This is a genomic window from Candidatus Kurthia intestinigallinarum, from assembly GCF_003991225.1.
GTDB classification, from domain to species: Bacteria; Bacillota; Bacilli; order Bacillales_A; family Planococcaceae; genus Kurthia; species Kurthia populi.
In genome coordinates this window covers 40,984-58,126 of the sequence record NZ_JTFC01000029.1, presented here as the reverse complement: position 1 = coordinate 58,126, position 17,143 = coordinate 40,984, and the positions used below count along the sequence as shown (strand labels likewise).

The window sequence follows — 17,143 nt, the reverse complement described above, 5'->3', positions numbered from 1 at the left end:
CTTAGCCGTTCTTTGAATGCGCTTGAAGTGGGGGATTCCTACGAACAGTGCTTGCTTGTTCCAACAGCTCGAACAGTGGCTTCACTTCTTGAGTAGGCGAGCCCCGTAGTTCCTACGGTTGTTGGGTTAACAGTGTGAGCCCTTCGGCTAAAATATTCCGACTTGCGTTGATGTCCCTGTCTAGTACCGCCCCGCAAGATGGACAAACCCACTCGCGAATATCGAGGGACTTCTTGCCGTCTCGATGCCCACACACATGACAAAGCTGACTCGACGGATAGAAGCGTGAAATCTTTATGATTTTTCGGCCATACCATGTCGCCTTATACATCAGTTTTTGCACAAATGAAGACCACGAAACGTCACAAATCGCTTTTGCTAGTTTATGATTTTTCAACATGCCTTTGGTGTGTAAGTCTTCTAGACAAATAACATCATATTGGCGTATCAATTCCGTTGATAACTTATTCAAAAAGTCTTCCCGTTGAAACGCAACACGCTCACGCAAACGCGCGACTTTACGACGTTGCTTTTGGTAGTTCATGCAGTCACGTACATCACGTTTCTCTTTTTTTGCTTGTTCGTAGCGACGTGATAACTTGCGTTGTTCCCGCTTGAGCTGCTGCTCCATCTTCACCGTAAAGCGTTGGTTATCCACTTTACGTCCATTAGACAATATGGCGAAATCGGTGATGCCTAAATCAATGCCGACAGCTTGATTGGTTTTCGGTAACGGCTTAAAATCAGGCACTTCACATGTAATCGATACGTAAAAATGGCCACTCGCATTGTATTTAATGGTTGCGCGCAGTATACGGCCTTCTACTACACAAGTTTGTTTGAAATTCACAAGTCCAAGTTTCGGCAGTTTGATTCGTTTGCCGACAATCGCAATATTGTTATTTGTATTTTTGGTTGTATAGCTTTGTACGGGATTCTTTTTACTTTTGAAACGAGGGTATTTATTTTGTTTCTTAAAGAAACGATCAAAAGCAGCTAATAAGTGCTCGTAGGAGGCTTGTAATGCCACACTGTCTACATTGCGCAGCCAAGCCGTTTCATCTTGTTTCTTCATCTTCGTGAGGAGTTTAGACATCAAGCGACGATTTAAGCTTTTGCCATTTTCTTTATAGGAAGTGTTCCAAAGTTCAAGGAAATGATTGTAGACAAAACGACAATGACCATGTGTGTGATGGATGCGTGCTTGCTGCTCCTTATTTGGATATAATCTAAATTTGTAGGCTTTATTTTGTGACATGACATTCACCTCTTCCGCTCGTTAGTTTTTAATCGTTTCGATGGAAGTACCACCAGTAGAAATCCGACAGGCGTTTTTAGAGCAAAACAGTTCTAGTCTTTCCATACCCTTTTTCAATCAATAGCAAGCCCTATTAACGAGTATTTTAACGAGCATCTCTTGAAACGTACTATTCGTCAAAAGCATAGCATGCATCGCCCACCTACTCACTTCGCTCCTTGAGGTGGGCGTCTTCTGCTACAGACATGATAAAAATAAGATTGTCCCTGAATTTTCTTATATGAGCATTCAGGGGCTCTTTTTTGTTAGGAAAGGCTTTATACTAATCTATTTTTGCGATAAGGGACTTTCGTTGTTTTAATTTTTTTATTTAAATTAATAAAAAAATATCAAAATATGTTTAGAATAATCAGAAAACTGGTATAAAAGGTAATGTAAAGAATGGAAAGGAGGGGTTACGATGGATTTAATTTCAGGATTATTAGCAACGATTTTAGGAATCTTAGGTAAATTATTAGGTGGTTTATAAGAAGTAATGAATAATAGGTGTGGAATTCAAAAAAAGTAGGCATTGCGTTTGAGCGCAGTGCCTACTTTTTTTAGCTTATGAAAGAATGTTTTTTTCCTTCGCCTCTTTTAACCACATTGGGAATTCATCAAGTAGCTGGTCATACAATTCCTCATCACTTACCGCTTCCATTGCCTGTAGGTGGAAGAAGTTCGCATTATCCACAACGCGGCCCTCCATCGTATCGAGCTTTTGAAGTGTATCAAAGTTGCCATTGCCAATACCGATAAATTGCCAAAAAATTGGCTTGTCTGAAGAGGACATAATGAATTTTTTAATGCCTGCTTTGCAGCCACCATCATTTAAAAAGACGATAAAGGCCGGTGTATCCTCAGGTTCTTCTTTTAAATATTTTGTCATAACATCCTTCATTACTTGCGGCTCATCATTACGTCCAAATTTATGAACGTTGTCATTCGTGAGTACAGCCTTGTCGATATAGCCAGAGAGCTCATTTTCTGTAACAGCTGGTAGACGAGAAAATTCATTATCGTAAATCCATACATCCATCGCCCCGTCATCGTCAAATTGACTAGCGACCGCAAGCACGCGCTCAACCGCCTCCTGTACGACACCTTCCTTATACAATTTACGCATAGAGCCTGAAATGTCTAAAACAAGACCTACGCGTGCCGTTACGCCAGTAAGCTTTTTCTTTTCTAAAACAATTTTTGCAGTTTGCTTCTTTAATGAAATTGATGACATGTTAAAACTCCCTTCTCATGTGATACTAGCTTATTTCTACATGCAGACATAATGTTCCTTTAAAATGTATGATATAATGACAATATATTCCATAAATATACCGGTGAGGAGGAACTACTATGTGGCAACAGCAGATAATTGAAACAAATCGAGGTATGTTTGAGGTATTTGTGGCAGGTGAGGGTGAACCACTATGTGTAACACATTTATATAGTGAATTTAATGAAAAAGGAAATCTTTTTGCGAATCAATTTGTAGCAACGCATCGCGTGTATTTAGTGAATTTACGAGGCTGTGGACAATCGACGGATGATACAGCCATTGCTTCTTATAGTATGGTGGATAGTGTGCGCGACTTAGAGGCAATTCGTGAGGCACTGGGTCTAGCAAAATGGGCATTTGCTGGACATTCAACGGGTGGGATGCTGGCGCTCGTTTATGCGATACAAGCATCTAGCTCATTGTCGTTTATCGTGGCAGGTGGTCTTTGTGCCTCAAATGATTATATGAAAAATCCAGCAAGTATTTACTGTAAGGACAATCTACATAATGCGCGTCTTCGCGAAATTTTGGCGATGCTCGCAAACCCAGCTTCTACAGCTGAAGAACGTCAGGCCGGCTCAAAGGAATGGTCACTTATGTCGCTGTATGAGGCGAGCAGCTATGACAAGCTGATTAGTCGTCCAAATAGCGGTAAAACGGTATCGAAAAGATTGGATTATTTCTCATATGAAGAGCTGCCAACCTTTGATGTACGCCAGCAGCTAAGGGATGTCACGATTCCAGCCTTTATTTACGGTGGGAAATACGATGCACAATGTCCGTATGAATATGCAGTCGAAGCGGCGGCGCTACTCGGCAACGCAACACTTACGACCTTTTCAAGAAGTAATCATTTCCCATTTGTTGAGGAAGAACAGGCATTTGAGCAGTTTGTCGAAAAAATGATACAGCAGAAGGTGAAGAATCGATGAAGCAGGTGGGTTGGGGTACACTGTCACTTACTTTTGTAATCCTTAGTAAAATCTATGGTTATGAATTAGTGCCACGTGTAGGCTCAATTTATGATACGAAACACACAATTACTACTGAAGTGACTATGAATTAATCTTTTGGAGTTCCTAATATTAGGAACTCTTTTTTTGTTGAAAATTTATTACTATCCATTTATAAGTGCTATACAATATATGTTAAATATCCGATAATGAACATGAAAGAAGTAACATTATTACTATAATTCAACAAAAAGGAGATAAGATTTATGGTTAATTTCGATCGAAATTGGGGAACACAATCACAAAGACAACATTTTTTACCTAAAACATACTTAAAGCCCTGGGGTAGAAATATCTCAAGCGATGGAAGGCATATAAGAGTTTATTTTATTGACAAAGAAGAGTCTATACAACCCGAAAAAGAATCACGTTATGTAAGAAACACTGCAACAGCCAATGAGTTCATTGTTCCTAATTTTTATTCTAGAAATATTAGAATACCCTTTCAAGAAGAAGCTGATTTGGATTTTTTATTAGAACCCATCCTTAAAAAAAATTACAGTGTATTTTTAGATGAGAAAAAATTGGAATCGAAACGTGATTTGACAGGTTTGTTTCACTATTACAATGAATGGGAAATTTATAATCCGGCAGGTATATTAATTTCAAGTGAAGAAAAAAATTCTCTTGAAGAAGAAATATTATCGAAAGAAATACGAAATTTAGAAGCGGCTTGGGATAGGATGTATGAAAATAGCTGGAATAGAATTAGAGACGAAATCATTGATTTAGCCTATGCTAGTAAGGGCCAAGATATAATACAAGATAAAAACCGATTAGAATTGATCGAATTTATGGTTTCAATTGATTGGCGAACAGTAAAAGGAAACGAAATGTTCAATAATGTATTTAATGGTTTGTTTCCAAAAATAGAAAAGTGTTTTGATTTCGAAATAGACAATGATTTACCCTTAGAAAAACGTGCATATCCATTTTTGGATACAGAGAAAGAAAATTATCGTCATAGTGTTCGTTTATCCTTATTTCATAAATTTTTCAACAAAACTGGAGCAATGTATCAATACGCTCAAGAAATCAAAGATACTATGGTAATTGAATTACTAATTCCGGAAGATGGAGCCGAATTCATTACATCTGACAATCCAATTGAATTCCATAAGAACATACACGAGAAAATAGACTATATCTTTCCGATTAGTCCAAAACTAGCATGTGCTGTACGAAAAAACACTAAAATGGAATATAATAACTTTTATATATTAACTGAGATAACTAAAGAAGAAGTATATGCATACAATAAGCAAATAAAAGAATCCGCTTCAAAAGGCTACATAGTACAAGAGTTAGACCAAGAAAAGTATTTTGGCGCAGAGTAAAAGGCACGATTCTTATAATGAGCAATAGGCATAAAATTAACCACATAATACCAATAAAAAAGAGTTACCCATAACTAGGGGCAACTCTTTTTTATTCTTCACCAGTAAAATAATCATCGTCTATTGATTGGATAATTATTTTTTTACGGATTTTAACGCCAATTTTATGACGAATAAGTAGTTTAGCCAAACGTTCGCCATCAATTAATTCAATATGCTTTTCTTTTAACTTATTAATATAATTGGTAGCTTCGCGAGAATATGAAGACGTTGTGATAATAATGCCTTTCTTTGAACCCTCAGAATCTAATGTACCTGAAAAATCTCTCACTTCTGACGCGCTAACTTTACGTGATTTTTTATAACGTTTTGATTGAATATAGATACGATCAAATCCAAATTCATCACCTAGCACCATACCATCAAAGCCACCATCTCTTGTACGTTGTGTTACTTCACCTTTACCGTAACCCATAGATTCCAGTAATTCTACGACTATAACTTCCAAGCGGCGCCAGTGTATTGTTTGAATGACATTTAATAAATCATTAACGAGCTGGTGTTGAATTTCCTTCACATTTTCTTCAACAGTATCGAATGGGTCAACGAAAGTATCTAATTCTTCAATTTCTTCGTCAATATCATCTTCATCTTCGCTCAGTAACTCTAGCCCGGTATCTGTTATTTGATAAGTATACTTAGTTGTCTCTACAATGTATGCTTTGTTTTTTAGCGAACCACGAGCCGAGCGCAGCCTAGAAACAAATACAAATTCTTTATTCGCTTCGTCCTTCATACTTTGTAATTCTTCTGATAGTTGTAAATAAACAGCCACCCGATCCGTAATTTCTGTTGTTTTACATGGTTGCTTATCTTTAAGCACTTCTAGTATTGCAAGCATTAGTTCTGAGCGTGGAGGAATTTCATCACTTAACCCCTTGTCATAGTTAGTTACAGAGGTGCGAGCGCGTTTATTTTTTAGTTTAAGTGTACTGAATGTTGCTAATGTCAGTCCCTTATTTGCAGTTAATATCTCTTTTACATCGTCCTTTGCATAACCCAAATCATTGATTTTACGAATCAACATTAATGTATCTACGGCCTCTTCATTAAAATATTTCACATTTGCTCGGACTTCATATTGGAAAAATTCATCAAATGATTTTATCCAGCTACGCCCCCTAGCTTCACTCCATCCAACCGTACTCGAAAGGGCTGATTGTGAGAGAGAATTACTTAGCGTGCGATAGGGTGTATTATCTAAATCTATTGAAAATATGTTATCAACGCTTTCCAATATCTCTAAAATTTCAACTTTCGAATACCCACGATTTTTAATATCCATAATTATTTTTAAACTATCATAGGATTCTTCGGTAAATAGCTTATTCCCTTTAAGAATTGTATACGGTATGTAGTCACTGAAAAATTTAATCAATTTACGACCAGATGATTCGGATAAACCAAATCTATTAGATAATGCAATTTGCGTCATATACTTAGGATTTATTGAAGAAAGATTTACAACCAATCAAAACACCTCATTTTGTAATTTTTATAGTAAATAAAAACTAATTAATATACTTTAACAGTATCATAATGACCTATTTTTACAAAGGGTGCAAATAGAATTTTCAACGTGAATCATTCATATTTCGACTTTTTATACAAGTTACTATTAGAATTCGAGAGAATTTCGAGGAAACTATTTTAAATTTCTCAATATCGAAGAAGTGAAATCGAGTATGAAGTAACAGCATCGAATATTTTAAAAGGGAATGTTACAAATCTTTTGTTTACTAATTAAGGTGGACATATCGAAAAAGGCGAGACAGCAGAAGCATGTTTTAAACGGGAAGCCTTTGAAGAGGCCTATGTCGAGGGTGACTGCACACTGCTAGGTGCGATTACTGTCGATCATCATGATAACCCTGCTTGGACAGAACATAGCCTCTATCCAAAAGTCGGCTATCAAGTATTTTACAAAATGAAAATTACACATTTCTTACCTTTTGAAGGGCAGTTTGAATCATCACAGCGCAAGCTCATTCATCGAGCAGATGTTTCACTGTATTATTCAGGATGGAATGAGGTTTACGAGGCGATAATGGACAGTATAGAGTAAAAAAGAGACAAACGTTTTTAGCGTTTGTCTCTTTTTAGATGGCTCAATCCTCCGTAATCCGCTGAATTAGATTCAAAAGGGTTCTACCAGCCGGTTTATGCATTTATTAGCACAATTGATGGTGAAAAGAATATTATTTATATTCCAGGCATAGATGCTTAAAATGAACGCGTAGCTACATCGACTAGCTATGCGTTTTTTTTAAAGAAGCAGGTGGGAACGAAGTCAGCTTAAAACAGTCTATATGAAAGTAACTTCATCTTTTATATAAGGGAGGCATTTTATATGACGGATAAAATAGCTAAGAAAAGTAGGAAACGAAAAAAAATAATAAAAATCTCAGCACTTATCGGTTTCTTATTGATAGGAATGATTGGATATGGCGTGTACTGGGCTTTTTTTGATATGAATCGGTTACCGGTAGGCGAGTATGTGACAGAAAAAACGTCTCCAGATGGCACCTATACAATCAAAGCTTACCGAACGAATGCGGGTGCGACGACTTCCTATTCGATAAGAGGAGAGCTGACTTTTAATAACAGTACGCAAAAAACAAAAAATATTTACTGGAATAATCGTGAAGATACCGCCAAAATCAACTGGCTTAGCAATGATAAGGTCGTAATAAATGGTCATACACTCGAAGTGCCGAATGAAAAATATGATTTTCGACAATAGGCTCTGACTATATGTATCATACAAATTGTAAGCGATAATTGTTGGCAACCGACGAAAGATGGAAGCGATATATTCATACATTATATTTAATGCGATTTTGAGTATGGTATTTTTTTCTATACTTATGCCACCGGTTTCATCAATTATAGGGATCTTCATAAATAATGTATGACGACATGTAACACTCAAAAAGCTTCGAAAAGTTGGTTACTCAACATTTCGGAGTTTTTTTTATATTCCTTTTAGTATACTAAAAGGAATATTTTGGTTAGAATTATAATGGCGTGTAATGAAAAATACTTATTTGGAGTTGATTGTCGACATGAAACGATTAATACCAATGACTGAAGCAGATTATGACGTATACATAGAAGATAAAATAAAAAGATATGCGCATACACTTGAAGAAAATACGTTTGAAGTTATAAATGACTCCGCATTTTTACGAGCACAACAGGCAATTAGCGGCTATTTACCACATGGATTTAATACAAAAAATCATGAATTTTACCATATTATAGAAAATGGTAAAGTCGCTGGCTATGTATGGTTAAAAGTAGTGAACGAAAATAAAAGTGCATTTTTATACGAAATCTATCTTAATGAAGATATCCGTTCAAAAGGCCTCGGTAAAGAAATGATGACTGAATTGGAATCTCTTTTGATAAGTCGAGAAATTCTATTCTTTAAGCTACATGTCTTCGGAAGCAATGAACAAGCAATCCGGTTATATCATCATTTGGGTTTTCAGATTGCCGGAATCAATATGTATAAGCACCTAAGTCAATAACAGGCGTTTGTAGTGGGAATACTATAGCTTGGGAATTTGTTTTAAAAGAAGTTTCTCGATTTTGCTGATAATGATTTCATAGGGGGTTTTACAATAAATAAATTAAAAACGATTGTAATATGTGTAACGGTTCTATTAGTTATGATCATCTCGTTTACCTTTTTTGAATACATACTTTTAAAGATTCTTGGCTTACAATATGACACGATGGGTTCCTTACTATTTTTCTTTGTCATCTATACATTTCTCGAAATACCACTTTCACTTATTACGAGAGCAATACCTAGAGCCTTAAAATCTACAGGCATTCTTAAGACAAGTAAAGGCTTAGTACCAATTATTTTAAATACAGGATTTACTTTTATTCTTATTAAATTGATTGATACCTTTATGGATAGCATTGCTATTTCTTGGAAAGGTGCTATGCTTTTTGCTTTGATTACAGCGTTGACTCATTGGTTATTGGAAGAAAAAAGTGAAGAACCACCAATGGCTGATAGTGAAGAATTTAAGCGAATAGAAGAAAAAATCATTTCTAAAAAATAATGGGTTTTCTAAAGGAGCACTACGTATGAAACTCTCTGACTTTCAAAGTAAGTTATCTGTTCTAAATGATTTGCTTTATTTTGATGAAAATGACTATTTAAGAGAAAAAACAACTGATGTAGCAAAGCTTAAAAAAATTATCGTAGATGCAAAACATTTATTAAGCGAAAATAAAGAACACACATATTATCTTTGTGGAATAATAGGCAATTTATACAGAATTTGTGAAGAACCTCAAAAAGCTTTTGATTATTTACATGAATGTTTGGATATTTCATTAGTAGAAGGCGATATAAAGAAAGAAATTGTGAGTTTAATACGACTTGGTGAAGCCTTGAAATATGATAGCCAGCCGCAAAAGGCACTAACATTATTTAATCGTGCTTATACAAAATGCTGTGAGAATCAGGTTGAGTTATATGCAGATTTTGCCTTGCAGCATAAAGGGAAATGCTTGATGGAATTAGGTGAATTAGAAGAGGCTGAAAGATGTTTTACTCAATCATTAAAATTACGCCAACAAAAGGCTAACCCATCACTAATAAAATCAACTAAATTAGCACTAGAACTCGTCAGAAATTTAAACCAGACATAGTTAATAATCTATTTGGAAATTCAGTAGCTAAGATGACTATCGTTTTAGCTTTTTTTATTTTCAATTATTTTGTAACGAATTGTTTATTCATTAGTCTTATGTAAGAAGGGAGGTAAAAAAATGAATTTTGAGCAGATTTATCGTTTATATTTCCGAGATGTCTATGCATTTATGTTATCGCTTAGTCGTAACGAAACCATTGCTGAGGAAATTACGCAACAAACATTTTTCAAAGCACTTCAAAATATTGATCAATATAAACAGAAATGTAAGATGAGTGTCTGGCTTTGCCAAATTGCTAAAAATACATATTTTACATATCTTGAAAAACAAAAGCGATTGCATCCGGAGTTAGAGGAGCGCCAAGATGATAAATCTGTAGAGCAAGACCTGATGAAAAAAGAAAATGCCTTTTACTTACACCAACTGCTACATGACTTAGAAGAGCCATATAAGGAAGTATTTACATTGCGTATTTTTGGCGAGTTACCTTTTTTACAAATTGGTCTTTTATTTGGAAAAACAGAGAGTTGGGCACGGGTCACTTTTTATCGAGCTAAGAAAAAAATACAATTAATGAGTAAGGAGGAGCAACTATGAAAGAAATTCATTGTGACGTCATTCAAGATTTATTGCCGTTATATTATGATGATGTATGTAGTAAGGAAACAGAGATTTTAATAGAGAAACATCTTGCCAGTTGTCCGGTGTGTCAGAAAGAATTAGAAAATATGCAGGATACAACTGAAATTCTACATGTAGAAATGGAGTCTCGTAAGCAGGATGAGAAAATGATGAGAAAAATGGCTTCTTCTATACAGAAAATGAAAAAAAAATCGACGTATAAAGGAATGGGCTTTGCCGCATTGATTTGTTTAGTTTTATTTGGTGCGTATTATTCTTTAGTTGAGTGGGATATTCAGCAGGTGCAAAGCAGTCATTTTACTATTTCAAATGTTGCCCAATTGGAAAATGGTACGATTACGTATAATGTGAATTTTTTAGATGACTATGATGTGATGAGAGTAAAGTATTCGTCAGATGAAAAAGGAAATTTTTATATGACGCCACTACGACCAATTATAAAAATGAAAAAACAGCATCCAATTGGAGACGGTCATGAAGAATTTAATCTTGAAAACATGTCTAATGGTAAAGAGATTAAAGCCTTATACTATGGTTCGCCTGATGATGCTGTATTGATTTGGAAAAAAGGCATGCAGCTACCTGAGTGATTGTAAAATATTAAGTAAGTTTTTTAAGAGATATAAAATGAAGGATTCTGTTCCATACAATGTATCATTTATTTGTTATAATGGGATAAATAGTAAATTTGAGGTGGGGTTCTCTTGAAGAAAAAAACGATTTTTATAGTAAGTGCAGTGTTATTAATTATAGCTAGTATCAGTGTATTTAGTATTGTACAAAACCAGAAGAAAGCAGAAGCAAAAGAAATTGTTGAACAATCCATTGAGAATTATTTGTATAAGGAAAAAAAGTATAGTAACGATGATATTGCGAATGTGAAATTATTGTACAGTGGAAAAATGGATGAAAAAGGGGACTATTATAAATACACAGCCTCTGTTTACTACAAAGATGAGCCTGATAATGAATACCTTTATTACATTCGTAAAAAAGATCATAAAGCAGATTTCATCTCAATCGGCGATGAAGGAGATATTCAACCTTCTCATGAAAAAATCGACGAATAAATCGATTATAAAATTCAGTAGCTAAGACGACTATCGTTTTAGCTTTTTTTAAATTTTCTATATAAGCATTTACTTATGTAAAAACGAGTGCTATATTAAATAAGCAAATACTTATATATAGGAATGGAGGAAGCTTTGTTGAATGAATTGGAGCAAGTATTAAAAGCAATGGCGGATAAAAATCGTTTAACTTTACTAGCTTGTATGAAAAACGGCGAAGTGTGTGTCTGTGATTTTGTCGATGTATTGAAAATTTCACAGCCAGCAGTTAGTCAGCAGCTTAAAAAGCTAAAAGATGCAGGGATTATTAAAGAGCGGAAAGATGGTACGTGGAAATATTATCGTATAGCAGAAGAGATATCACCGGTTGTAAGAGCCGTTATTGATACACTTGAAGCAGACAATACGTGTCATTGTGGTGGCAATTCATGTTCTTGTTAGCGAGTCTTTTATTTATCATTACCTTACTTTTTGTTATTTGGCAGCCGCGTGGATTAAATATTGGCTGGTCGGCAATGGCTGGAGCAGTAATTGCGTTGTTACTAGGCATTGTTGATTTTTCGGATGTAGGAACGGTTATTGGTATTACATGGAATGCTACTTTATCCTTTATTGCAATCATTTTGATTTCCTTAATTTTAGATGAAATTGGCCTGTTTGAATGGGCGTCATTACATATGGCACGTATCGCAAAAGGAAATGGCCTCAAAATGTTCATCTATATTAGCTTATTAGGTGCAGGGGTTGCAGCTTTATTTGCGAATGATGGAGCGGCCTTAATTTTGACGCCGATTGTCCTAGCGATGGTACGGAATCTTAAATTTAGTGAAAAAATGATTTTCCCATTTATTATGGCGAGTGGGTTTATCGCAGATACAACGAGCTTACCGTTTATCGTAAGTAATTTAGTAAATATTGTTTCCGCTGATTTCTTTAGCATCGGCTTTGTAGAATATGCTTCGCGAATGATTATTCCGAATCTATTTTCTTTAGCCGCGACAATTATTGTCCTTATGCTGTATTTTAGAAAAACTATTCCGAAAACCTTTGATGAAACGATGCTAAGAGAGCCGAAGCTAGCGATTAAGGATAGAAAGCTATTTCATATTTCATGGGGGATTTTAGCGATTTTAGTCGTTGGTTATTTCACAAGTGAATGGCTTCAGGTGCCCGTGTCTCTGATTGCGGGTCTTATTGCGATTTTCTTTTTAATTATGGCAAGACAAAGCAAGGTTGTAAATACGAAGGCGGTTATAAAAGGGGCTCCTTGGAACATCGTTTTCTTCTCGATCGGTATGTATGTCGTCGTATATGGCTTAGGAAATGCAGGGTTAACAATTCAACTGGCGCATGTTATTGAATGGACAGCTGAACAAGGGTTATTGATTGCTACAGTAGGTATGGGCTTTATTGCGGCCTTTCTGTCATCGATTATGAATAATATGCCAACTGTTATGATTAATGCATTGGCCATCGCGGAAACAGCAACAGATGGTACAGTGCGAGAAGCATTAATTTATGCGAATATTATCGGCTCAGATTTAGGACCGAAAATTACCCCAATTGGATCGCTGGCTACTTTAGTTTGGCTTTATGTGCTTTCAACGAAGGGTATCAAAATCTCCTGGGGGACTTATTTTAAAACAGGGATTTTACTAACGGTGCCGATTTTACTCGTGACATTACTTGGACTATATGTAACATTACAAATTTTCTAGGAGCGTGTAGAAGTGAATAAAAAAACAATTTACTTTTTATGTACAGGGAACTCATGTCGTTCTCAAATGGCGGAAGGCTTCGCAAAAAAATATTTGTCATCTTGGCAAGTCGAGAGTGCGGGCATTGAGGCACATGGATTAAATCCGAATGCAGTGAAAGTAATGGCTGAGGTTGGTATTGATATTTCGAACCAAACATCGAATATGATTGATTCGAACAAGTTGAATCAGGCGACTCTTGTTGTGACATTATGCAGTGATGCGGCAGATAAATGCCCTGTAATACCATCGCATGTAAAACGTGCACATTGGGGATTTGATGATCCAGCAAAAGCACAGGGAACAGAAGCGGAAAAATGGCTTGTTTTTCAACAAGTTCGCGATGCTATTGAAGCAAAAATTCAAGCATTTGCATCAGAAAATAACTAATACGTATTCAAACGCGTGGTGCTAAAAATAAATAAGCGTATCCATGCGTTAAGAAATGGGGAAGTAAGATGGAATTACCAATTTTAAATAATCAAGCGTGCTGTACACCTGGCACGAGTTGCTGTGAAATGAAATACCCTGTAGCAATTCTAGGGGCGGGCCCTATTGGTTTAGCTGCAGCAGCGCATTTACAGACATATAATGTACCGTTCATTCTATTAGAAAAAGGAGATGTCGCTGCCAATGTAGCCACTTGGGAGCATGTGCGCCTATTTTCACCGTGGGAATACAATGTAGATAATGCCGCTAGAAAGTTATTAGAGGAGACGGGCTGGACGATGCCTGACCCTCAAGCTATTCCTACAGGCGCCGCATTACGACATGACTATTTAATACCCTTAAGTGAACAATTTAAAGGCCGTCTTTATACAAATGAAGAAGTCATCGCCATTACAAAACTAGACGCAGATAAAATGAAATCGGCAAATCGTGAGGCGAAGCCATTTCTAATCTTTACGAAAAATAATCAAGCAACGAAAACATATAAGGCAAGTGCGATTATCGATGCTACCGGAACATGGGGACACGCTAACCCAGCCGCAAGTCATGGTGTTTTTTTACCGTCTGAACGCAAGCTAAGCGAAAAAATAACTTATCAAATTCCTAATGTAGTGGTACAGTCGATGCGCTATGCAAATAAGAAGGTAGCCGTTATTGGGAGTGGTCACTCCGCGATAAACTCCCTTTTACAATTAGTAAAGTTAAAAGAGAATTACCCACAGACAGAAATTACGTGGATTCTTCGAAAAAATCAAGTAGAAGAAGCTCTTGGTGGAGGCGTGGATGATGAACTAGCTGCACGTGGTGAGTTAGGGTTGAAAATAAAAGAAATTCTTTCAAATGGTTCTATCCAAGTAAAAACACTTTTTACGTTCAAACGATTTTAGAAAAAGAAGAAGGTGTTGTATTAAAAGGGACAGAGCAAAAAATAGGGCCTTTTGATGAATTAATTGTGAATACGGGGAATCGACCAGATTTTTCATTCCATGAAGAGCTCCGTTATACAACAGACCCTGTGACAGAAGCAGTACCCGCCTTGGCCGATTTAATTGATCCAAATCACCATAGCTGTGGTAGTGTACCTGCTCATGGTGAAAAGGAATTACGACAACCCGAACCTAATTTTTATATTGTCGGCTCTAAGTCATATGGCCGAGCACCTACATTTTTAATGGCTACAGGGTATGAGCAGGTCCGTTCAATTGCCGCTTCGATTGCAGGTGATACAGAAGCTGCTTTAAATGTGCAACTGTCACTACCTGAAACAGGCGTTTGTCATACAGGCATTGGTGGCGGAGGGTGCTGCCAGTAACTATCTATTTTTTTGTTTCGTATAATTGAGAAAAGCAGCTAATCAGCTGCTTTTTTTAATTCCATCTAATTAGCGCCAAATATTGACGAAAATTGTGTCGGTTTTTGTGACTGGTTCAAAATTTGATGAAGGCTCTTCTGCTTGAAGACTCATTGTAAAAAATGTACCAACTACGGCAAGAGCTACAAGAATATAGGTTATTTTTTTCTTCATGGAAAATCCATCCCTTTCTGTTTTAGGGTCTACTACAAATAGTAGCATACGTACGACGAAAAAAACGATTTTTGTTATTTTTACCCATTTTTTCTACCGAAATAGAAAAAATTTCTATACAATAAATAGAAAGGGGGAATTTATATGTGGCAGCAGCAGATGATTACTACGCAAAGAGGGCAGTTTGAATATTTTGTGAAAGGTGAAGGGGAGCCGCTAGCGATTACCCACTTTTACTCAGCTTTTAATGAAATCGGCAATTGGTTTGCGGAGCCATTTACCGCACATTATCAGGTGTTTTTAATCAATGTGCGAGGTGCCGGGAATTCCGTACCTCTCGATAACGATGAGCAAATGGCGCTAACAGAGGTCATTAAGGATTTAGAAGCGGTGAGAGAAGCACTCGGCTTTATGTCATGGGGCTTTGCGGGGCATTCAACGGGTGGAATGCTGGCATTACAATATGCTATTGAAGCTCCGGATGCATTGACGAAATGTATTTGTGGGAGCAGTGCAGCAAGTAAAGCCTATGCGAGTCATCCGGCGAGTATCTATTGTCCGGAAAATCCACATTTCACGCGAATAATTGAGATTATGGAGGCGTTGAATGATCCACAAACGACTCGAGAGGAGCGCGTGTCATTGTCATTTGAATGGACACTTCTTTCCTTTACAACGAGGGATAATGTAGAGCGCGCATTAAACATTCCTAATAGTGGCCGTACAGTAGGTCGCGCACTTGATTACTTTAGAAAAGTCGCAGTTAAGACCTTTGATTTACGTGCACAATTGCCACAAACGATCGTCCCTACCTATGTGTTTTGTGGTAGACAGGATGCACAGTGTCCGGTCGAATTTAGTTATGAAATTGCGGAGCTTTTGCCAAATGCATCTTTGACAATATTTGAAGAGTCGAATCATTTCCCGTTTATGGAGGAGCAAGAGGCTTTTGCTCATTTTGTAGAAGCAACCCTACGTGCACCGCAACTATAATTTAGAAAGGATGATAAAGAAACCGATGTATGGAAAGATATTTTTAAATGGATGTTTTCGTGTTCTTTATGACAATATGACGGAAGACTTGCAGCAAAAGTGGCGCTTTGAGGAATTTGAACAACTCGCAAAAAAGGAAATGGCCCACTTTCACGGCGCTATTGCCGAAACACAAAAGTTTAATAATAAATTTTATGAAGTGTGGACGAAAAAAACAATGTCAAGACAAGTACATATTGCATCAGATGAAAATGGCGAAATTTTTCAGTTTCGTTTTGTAGAGACGCCTTCTGGTATGAAAAAAACACGCAACCACTATAAGCCACCAGTTAAATTGAAGTGGATATTGATGTCACAAGCAATGCTGCCAACTTACATGCCAGGAACACTGAATTTCACAAAGGCTGCTAACCCGCAACATCCATCCATACTTGAACAGCAAGATGCATTTGAACGGGAAATTGTAGCACCTGCAGATGGTCGTGTTGTGGATGTTGTTTCAACTATTCCAAATAATAAAATCGGTATGCGAAATGAAAACGACCGGTTTGGTAACTATATTGTGATGGCGCATGAGCGCGGTGAATATAGTATGCTGGCACATCTTTCGACAGATAAAATAGCTGTCGAAAAAGGACAGCATGTGCAGACTGGTGATGTGATTGCGCGCGCTGGCAACTCGGGTGATAGTGTATTTCCGCATGTGCATTTTCGTGTGATGGACCAGCCGGACCCACTGTATGCAAAGCCGCTCACTATTCTCATGCCAAAACATCAGGAATTTGAACTCCCTGATAACGCTTTGATTGAATTTGCGGGTGAAATGATTGACAGTATGAGTCAGTTTGCTTTTATTGCAGCCATTCGAAAGCTAGTGCGCAATCTAGTCGATTTTTCGTAGCTTGAAATTTTTGGATAATTAGTATATGCTAGCTATACAAAACAAGGAAGGGATGATGAATAGAATGAACAAATAACCTATTTTTAAACGTAAAATGTATATGCATTTTCACTTAAAATAGGATTCGTTTGTCCATTTATTATCT

22 protein-coding genes are annotated in these 17,143 nt (G+C 36.7%); 18 read left to right on the top strand and 4 right to left on the bottom strand.

Annotated elements, in window-relative coordinates; translation table 11 throughout:
* Positions 1-112: 112 nt before the first annotated feature.
* Together tnpB and QI30_RS08095 are read right to left on the bottom strand one after the other, a co-directional pair.
* A complete protein-coding gene (gene tnpB, locus QI30_RS08100) occupies positions 113-1,258 on the bottom strand; it encodes an IS200/IS605 family element RNA-guided endonuclease TnpB (RefSeq protein WP_126990432.1) in 1,146 nt (381 codons plus the stop codon).
* 604 nt (positions 1,259-1,862) lie between these two features.
* A complete protein-coding gene (locus QI30_RS08095) occupies positions 1,863-2,531 on the bottom strand; it encodes a vWA domain-containing protein (protein WP_126990431.1) in 669 nt (222 codons plus the stop codon).
* Positions 2,532-2,650: 119 nt separating this feature from the next.
* On the opposite strand from QI30_RS08095, the gene QI30_RS08090 reads away from it, so the two are divergent.
* From QI30_RS08090 to QI30_RS08085, 3 genes are all read left to right on the top strand, one after another.
* Entirely contained in the window at positions 2,651-3,505 is an 855-nt protein-coding gene (locus QI30_RS08090; protein ID WP_126990430.1) for an alpha/beta fold hydrolase, read from the top strand.
* Positions 3,502-3,639, top strand: coding sequence for a hypothetical protein (locus tag QI30_RS20420; RefSeq protein ID WP_158621001.1), 138 nt, complete (start codon positions 3,502-3,504; stop codon positions 3,637-3,639). The genes QI30_RS08090 and QI30_RS20420 overlap by 4 nt, the downstream gene beginning before the upstream one ends.
* 153 nt (positions 3,640-3,792) lie before the next feature.
* Positions 3,793-4,923 carry a DUF4238 domain-containing protein gene (locus QI30_RS08085; RefSeq protein ID WP_126990429.1) on the top strand — a complete coding sequence of 377 codons (1,131 nt, stop codon included), beginning with the start codon at positions 3,793-3,795 and terminating at the stop codon, positions 4,921-4,923.
* A 91-nt stretch (positions 4,924-5,014) separates the two neighbouring features.
* Here QI30_RS08085 and QI30_RS08080 read toward each other — a convergent pair whose 3' ends face one another.
* Positions 5,015-6,454, bottom strand: coding sequence for a restriction endonuclease (locus QI30_RS08080; protein ID WP_126990428.1), 1,440 nt, complete (start codon positions 6,452-6,454; stop codon positions 5,015-5,017).
* Between the two features lie 285 nt (positions 6,455-6,739).
* Here QI30_RS08080 and QI30_RS20415 point away from each other — a divergent pair, with 285 nt between their 5' ends.
* The 13 genes from QI30_RS20415 to QI30_RS20915 all read left to right on the top strand — a co-directional run bounded on the left by QI30_RS20415 (position 6,740) and on the right by QI30_RS20915 (position 14,891).
* Positions 6,740-7,048: a hypothetical protein gene (locus QI30_RS20415; RefSeq protein WP_158621011.1), complete on the top strand. Its 309-nt coding sequence runs from the start codon at positions 6,740-6,742 to the stop codon at positions 7,046-7,048.
* Positions 7,049-7,333: 285 nt separating this feature from the next.
* Positions 7,334-7,726: a DUF5412 domain-containing protein gene (locus QI30_RS08075; RefSeq protein WP_126990427.1), complete on the top strand. Its 393-nt coding sequence runs from the start codon at positions 7,334-7,336 to the stop codon at positions 7,724-7,726.
* 322 nt (positions 7,727-8,048) lie between these two features.
* Positions 8,049-8,516, top strand: a complete 468-nt coding sequence (locus QI30_RS08070; RefSeq protein ID WP_158621000.1) for a GNAT family N-acetyltransferase — start codon at positions 8,049-8,051, stop codon at positions 8,514-8,516.
* 78 nt (positions 8,517-8,594) lie between these two features.
* On the top strand, positions 8,595-9,062 hold the full coding sequence (locus QI30_RS08065) for a YrvL family regulatory protein (protein ID WP_370323604.1): 468 nt from the start codon (positions 8,595-8,597) through the stop codon (positions 9,060-9,062).
* Positions 9,063-9,087: 25 nt separating this feature from the next.
* Entirely contained in the window at positions 9,088-9,657 is a 570-nt protein-coding gene (locus QI30_RS08060; RefSeq protein ID WP_126990424.1) for a tetratricopeptide repeat protein, read from the top strand.
* Between the two features lie 120 nt (positions 9,658-9,777).
* Entirely contained in the window at positions 9,778-10,257 is a 480-nt protein-coding gene (locus QI30_RS08055) for an RNA polymerase sigma factor (protein ID WP_126990423.1), read from the top strand.
* Positions 10,254-10,892: a zf-HC2 domain-containing protein gene (locus tag QI30_RS08050; RefSeq protein WP_126990422.1), complete on the top strand. Its 639-nt coding sequence runs from the start codon at positions 10,254-10,256 to the stop codon at positions 10,890-10,892. Before QI30_RS08055 ends, QI30_RS08050 begins: the two co-directional genes overlap by 4 nt.
* 114 nt (positions 10,893-11,006) lie before the next feature.
* Positions 11,007-11,372: a DUF3139 domain-containing protein gene (locus QI30_RS08045; protein ID WP_126990421.1), complete on the top strand. Its 366-nt coding sequence runs from the start codon at positions 11,007-11,009 to the stop codon at positions 11,370-11,372.
* Between the two features lie 168 nt (positions 11,373-11,540).
* Positions 11,541-11,813 carry an ArsR/SmtB family transcription factor gene (locus tag QI30_RS08040; protein WP_370323603.1) on the top strand — a complete coding sequence of 91 codons (273 nt, stop codon included), beginning with the start codon at positions 11,541-11,543 and terminating at the stop codon, positions 11,811-11,813.
* Positions 11,801-13,090: an arsenic transporter gene (locus QI30_RS08035; protein ID WP_126990419.1), complete on the top strand. Its 1,290-nt coding sequence runs from the start codon at positions 11,801-11,803 to the stop codon at positions 13,088-13,090. Before QI30_RS08040 ends, QI30_RS08035 begins: the two co-directional genes overlap by 13 nt.
* A 12-nt stretch (positions 13,091-13,102) precedes the next feature.
* Positions 13,103-13,519: an arsenate reductase (thioredoxin) gene (gene arsC, locus QI30_RS08030; protein WP_126990418.1), complete on the top strand. Its 417-nt coding sequence runs from the start codon at positions 13,103-13,105 to the stop codon at positions 13,517-13,519.
* Between the two features lie 68 nt (positions 13,520-13,587).
* Positions 13,588-14,466 carry an NAD(P)-binding domain-containing protein gene (locus QI30_RS08025; RefSeq protein ID WP_233600553.1) on the top strand — a complete coding sequence of 293 codons (879 nt, stop codon included), beginning with the start codon at positions 13,588-13,590 and terminating at the stop codon, positions 14,464-14,466.
* A gap of 65 nt (positions 14,467-14,531) precedes the next feature.
* Positions 14,532-14,891, top strand: coding sequence for a hypothetical protein (locus tag QI30_RS20915; protein WP_233600552.1), 360 nt, complete (start codon positions 14,532-14,534; stop codon positions 14,889-14,891).
* A 69-nt stretch (positions 14,892-14,960) separates the two neighbouring features.
* Here QI30_RS20915 and QI30_RS20410 read toward each other — a convergent pair whose 3' ends face one another.
* Positions 14,961-15,104 (bottom strand): hypothetical protein, encoded by a 144-nt coding sequence (locus tag QI30_RS20410; RefSeq protein ID WP_158620999.1) that lies wholly within the window; start codon positions 15,102-15,104, stop codon positions 14,961-14,963.
* A 144-nt stretch (positions 15,105-15,248) separates the two neighbouring features.
* Here QI30_RS20410 and QI30_RS08020 point away from each other — a divergent pair, with 144 nt between their 5' ends.
* Both QI30_RS08020 and QI30_RS08015 read left to right on the top strand, forming a co-directional pair.
* A complete protein-coding gene (locus tag QI30_RS08020; RefSeq protein WP_126990417.1) occupies positions 15,249-16,097 on the top strand; it encodes an alpha/beta fold hydrolase in 849 nt (282 codons plus the stop codon).
* A 25-nt stretch (positions 16,098-16,122) separates the two neighbouring features.
* Positions 16,123-16,998: a M23 family metallopeptidase gene (locus tag QI30_RS08015; protein ID WP_158620998.1), complete on the top strand. Its 876-nt coding sequence runs from the start codon at positions 16,123-16,125 to the stop codon at positions 16,996-16,998.
* Positions 16,999-17,143 lie beyond the last annotated feature (145 nt).